Origin of the sequence: Nocardia wallacei, from assembly GCF_029869545.1 — a bacterium.
GTDB classification, from domain to species: Bacteria; Actinomycetota; Actinomycetes; order Mycobacteriales; family Mycobacteriaceae; genus Nocardia; species Nocardia wallacei_A.
Map to the genome: position 1 here is coordinate 1 of NZ_JARWQD010000198.1, position 3504 is coordinate 3504.

The window sequence follows — 3504 nt, forward strand, 5'->3', positions numbered from 1 at the left end:
CGGGCGGCGGCGTACCCGGATCGCCCATCGCCCCGCGGTGGGGGCGGGCCGCGGCCCGCTGCCGATCTCGGGCCGGTCGCGCACCGACGCCGTGCGCATGGTCGAGCGCTTCCGGACCGCGTACGAGCTGCCGCGATTCAGCCTGCACCGCGCGGCGGACACGCTGACCCGGCAGCTCGCCCGCCTGGACCGCTCGACGCTGTCCGCCGGGGATCTGTGCCATGAGGCGGAGGTGCTGTTGCGCTGTGCCGCACCGATTCTCATCGATCTGGCCGCGGCGCTGCCCGATACCGCGATCGACGGGATCGGCGCCCGCGCCACGGTGGAACCGATTGCGCTGCCGCGCCTTTCACCGGTGGAGGGGTGAGATGACCGAGATCGTCATCGCGGGCGCCGGGGTGACCGGGCTGATCACCGCCGTCCGCTGCGCCCGTGCCGGGCATCGGGTGACCGTGGTCGACCGTGGCCCGATACCCAACCACGGGTCGAGCTCGTTCGACCAGCATCGGGTGTTGCGGACTTCGGGCGCCCCCGGCGCGGGTGCGTACCTGCATCGGGAGTGGCTGCGGCTGCAGAGCCTGCTCGGGGGCGGCTGCTATCGCCGCATCGGGGCGGTCACCGCCCGGCCGGTGGACGGTCCGGACACGCCGGTGCACGCGACGGCGAAGGTCGCGATCGTCGCACCGGACAGCCTGCCGCACATGGTCTTTCCCGATCGTCACGTCGGTGTTCAGGAGGTCGATGCCGGGGTCCTGCTGGCCGGACGCGTCCTGCACGCGGCCGCGCGCTGGCTGCGCGAACAGCCGACAGTCACGCTGCGGCCCTGGTGCGAGGTGACGGCCGTCGACACCGCGTCGGCACGCCTGCTGCTGTCCGGCGGCGGCGCGCTCGCGGGCGATCTCGTCCTCGTCGCGGCCGGGGCGTGGACGCGGGATCTGGTCGAGACGGCGACCGAGCTGCGCCGCCAGACCGTCGTCTACGTGCGGCCGCCGCACGAGCTGGCGTCGTGGTGGGAGCAGGCACCGGCGGCCTCCGGGCTCGGCGCCGACGGCACCGGGTGGCTGCTGCCGCCCGGCGCGGGCACCCTGCTCAAGCTCAGCGCCACGACCATGTGCCGCACCGTGGCCACCCTGACCGAACCCGCCGACGCCGACCTGGCCCTCGCACAGTATTGCCGCGAGCGCGTGCTCACCGCACCGCACCGCTATCCCGTGGTGGCGGTCAAGCACTGCCACTACACCGTCGACGCCCGGACCGGCCGCGCCGCGCTCGAACAAGTCGGTCCCGCGGTGTGGGCGCGCGCCGCCGTCGGCGGCGACGGCTTCCGCACCGCCCCGCTGATCGCCGACCAGATCGCCGAACTCGCCGCCGACGCCCTCGCGGCCTAGCCGAAAAGCCCGACAGGAGAAGGAAAACCATGAACGCCACCAACGATGCGCTGCTGGCCGTCGGCAGCGGGCTGCCGCTGTACCGGGAGTACCTGGTGCGCTCGGCCCATGCGCGCGCCCGCGCACTGGGCCTGGATCTGGTGCTGCTCAACAACATCGAACCCACCTGGCAGCGCGCCTATTTCGACGACATCACCGTCGCCAACCTGTTCGACCACCAGATCCTCGCCGACCAGGCGCGCCGGATCGCGCGGCGCCGCAGCATAGTCGGCGTGCTGTGCTGGGACGAACCGCTGGTCCAGCCCGCCGCCGACCTCGCCGACGAGTTCGGCGTGCCCGGCCTGACCGCGGCCGGAGTCCGCGGCTGCCGCAACAAACTTCGCACCCGCTCGGTCCTGACCGCGGCCGGACTGCTGCAACCGCGCTTCGAGCTCACCCACACCCTCGAGCAGGCCCGCGCCGCGGCCGACCGCATCGGCTACCCGGTGGTGGTGAAGCCGCAGGCGCTGGGCGCCAGCATGGGCGTCGTGCTGGCCCGCGACCGCGCCGAACTGGACTCCGGCTTCGGCGTCGCGGCCGGGGCCAGCGCCATCGGCGACGAGCCGTACCGCGGGACCGCGCTGGTCGAGCAGTACGCGATCGGCCCGGAGATCAGCATCGACGCCGCGGTGTACAAGGGCGAGTACCTGCCGATGTTCCTGGCACGCAAGCGCACCGGGCTCGAGCCCTACTTCGAGGAAGTCGGTCACCTCGTCGACGCCGACGATCCGCTGCTGCGCGACGAGACCCTGCTGGCCACGCTGGCACGCGCCCACCGCGAACTGGGTATCGAGAACGGCATCACGCACAGCGAGGTGCGGCTGACCTCGCGCGGCCCGCTGATCATCGAGGTCAACGGGCGGCTGGGCGGCGATCTGATTCCGTTCCTCGGCAAGATCGCCACGGGCATCGATCCGGGCGAGGTTCTCGTGGATATCGCCGCGGGCCGCCGCCCCACCCTGATGCCCACCCGCAATGCGGTGGCGGGCATCCGATTCGGCTATCCGCGGCGCGACTGCGTGGTGCGGGCGGTGCGGGTGCCCGACCGCGCCCCCGGGCTGGTGACCGCGGCGGCCATGGTCGATCCGGGTGCGGAGCTGCGGCTGCCGCCCGGCGGCTACATCGCGCGGCATTCCTTCGTGGTGTGCGAGGCGTCGAACGCCCGGCGCTGCGACGAATTGCTCGATGCCGCCGCGGATCTGGTCCGGCTCGAGGCCGATCCGCTCGAACCGCCCTCGCCCGGTGCGACATTCACGCTCCCGGCCGGACTCCTGGACGCCGACGAATGATCAATTACGAGGGCCGCCGCTTCCGCAATCCCGCCGCCGACGACGGCGTGGTCGCCCGCTACCACCAGCGGGGAGACCTGGTCTGGGCGCACTTCTCCGGCGGCCGGGTGCGGCGCGGCAGCGTCAACGGCGTCGTCGACGAGGCCGGTGTGCTCCGGCTGGCCTACACCATGGTGCTCGCCGACGGCGAACTGGTCACCGGCGTCACCCACTCGACACCCGAGCACACCGAGGACGGCGTGCTGCGGCTGCGTGAGCGCTGGGAACGGCACGGGCCCAACGGTTCCAGCGGCATCTCCTACCTGGAGGAGCTGCGGTGAACGGCCTGCGGCGGGTCGTCGGCGGACGGCTGCACTACCCCGGCGACCCGGGTTTCGCCGCGGCCACCGCGCCGTTCAACACCCGCTACGCCGACGCCCGGCCGCTGGCCGCGTTGTCGGTGCGCGACCGCGTGGACGTGGCCCGCGCGGTCCGGTGGGCCCGCGACCACGGCGTGGCCGTCGCTCCCCGCGGCGGCGGCCACAGCTACGCGGGGTTCTCCGCGGGGACCGGGCTGGTGCTGGATCTGCGGGCACTGGACGATATTCGTGTCGACGCCCCCGCGGGCCAGGTAACCGTCGGCGGCCGCGCCCCCGGCGGCGGGCGGTAAGCCGCCCAGCGGCCCGGCGATCAGCCACGGATCCCCGACCCGGGTCTCGTTGACGATCGCGGGGCTCACCCAGCCCGTGCGGACCTTGCGGACGTGGAATTCGATCTCCCCGTACGGGTTCGTCGGAATCGCCGGAGAC

5 protein-coding genes and 1 pseudogene are annotated in these 3504 nt (G+C 73.3%); 5 read left to right on the plus strand and 1 reads right to left on the minus strand.

Annotation, left to right across the window (positions count from 1 at the left end):
• The 5 genes from QH290_RS16045 to QH290_RS16065 form a co-directional block, all read left to right on the plus strand.
• Positions 1-367, plus strand: a 367-nt coding sequence (locus QH290_RS16045; RefSeq protein ID WP_280383649.1) for a hypothetical protein, incomplete at its 5' end; no start/stop codon positions are given.
• Between the two features lies 1 nt (position 368).
• A complete protein-coding gene (locus QH290_RS16050) occupies positions 369-1388 on the plus strand; it encodes an NAD(P)/FAD-dependent oxidoreductase (RefSeq protein ID WP_280383650.1) in 1020 nt (339 codons plus the stop codon).
• A 29-nt stretch (positions 1389-1417) separates the two neighbouring features.
• Positions 1418-2716, plus strand: coding sequence for an ATP-grasp domain-containing protein (locus QH290_RS16055; RefSeq protein WP_280383652.1), 1299 nt, complete (start codon positions 1418-1420; stop codon positions 2714-2716).
• Positions 2713-3036, plus strand: a complete 324-nt coding sequence (locus QH290_RS16060) for an avidin-fold protein (RefSeq protein WP_280268433.1) — start codon at positions 2713-2715, stop codon at positions 3034-3036. The genes QH290_RS16055 and QH290_RS16060 overlap by 4 nt, the downstream gene beginning before the upstream one ends.
• Complete coding sequence (locus tag QH290_RS16065) at positions 3033-3365, plus strand: FAD-binding oxidoreductase (protein WP_280383654.1); 333 nt, start codon at positions 3033-3035, stop codon at positions 3363-3365. Before QH290_RS16060 ends, QH290_RS16065 begins: the two co-directional genes overlap by 4 nt.
• Here QH290_RS16065 and QH290_RS16070 read toward each other — a convergent pair.
• Positions 3363-3504 (minus strand): annotated as a pseudogene (locus tag QH290_RS16070) (FAD-binding oxidoreductase); the annotation flags it as partial. The gene QH290_RS16065 and the pseudogene QH290_RS16070 overlap by 3 nt on opposite strands.

Bases quoted from the DNA above. Each gene is read 5' to 3' on its own strand.
- QH290_RS16060 (WP_280268433.1), top strand. From the start codon at position 2,713: ATGATCAATTACGAGGGCCGCCGCTTCCGCAATCCCGCCGCCGACGAC.
- QH290_RS16055 (WP_280383652.1), top strand. From the start codon at position 1,418: ATGAACGCCACCAACGATGCGCTGCTGGCCGTCGGCAGCGGGCTGCCG.
- QH290_RS16050 (WP_280383650.1), top strand. From the start codon at position 369: ATGACCGAGATCGTCATCGCGGGCGCCGGGGTGACCGGGCTGATCACC.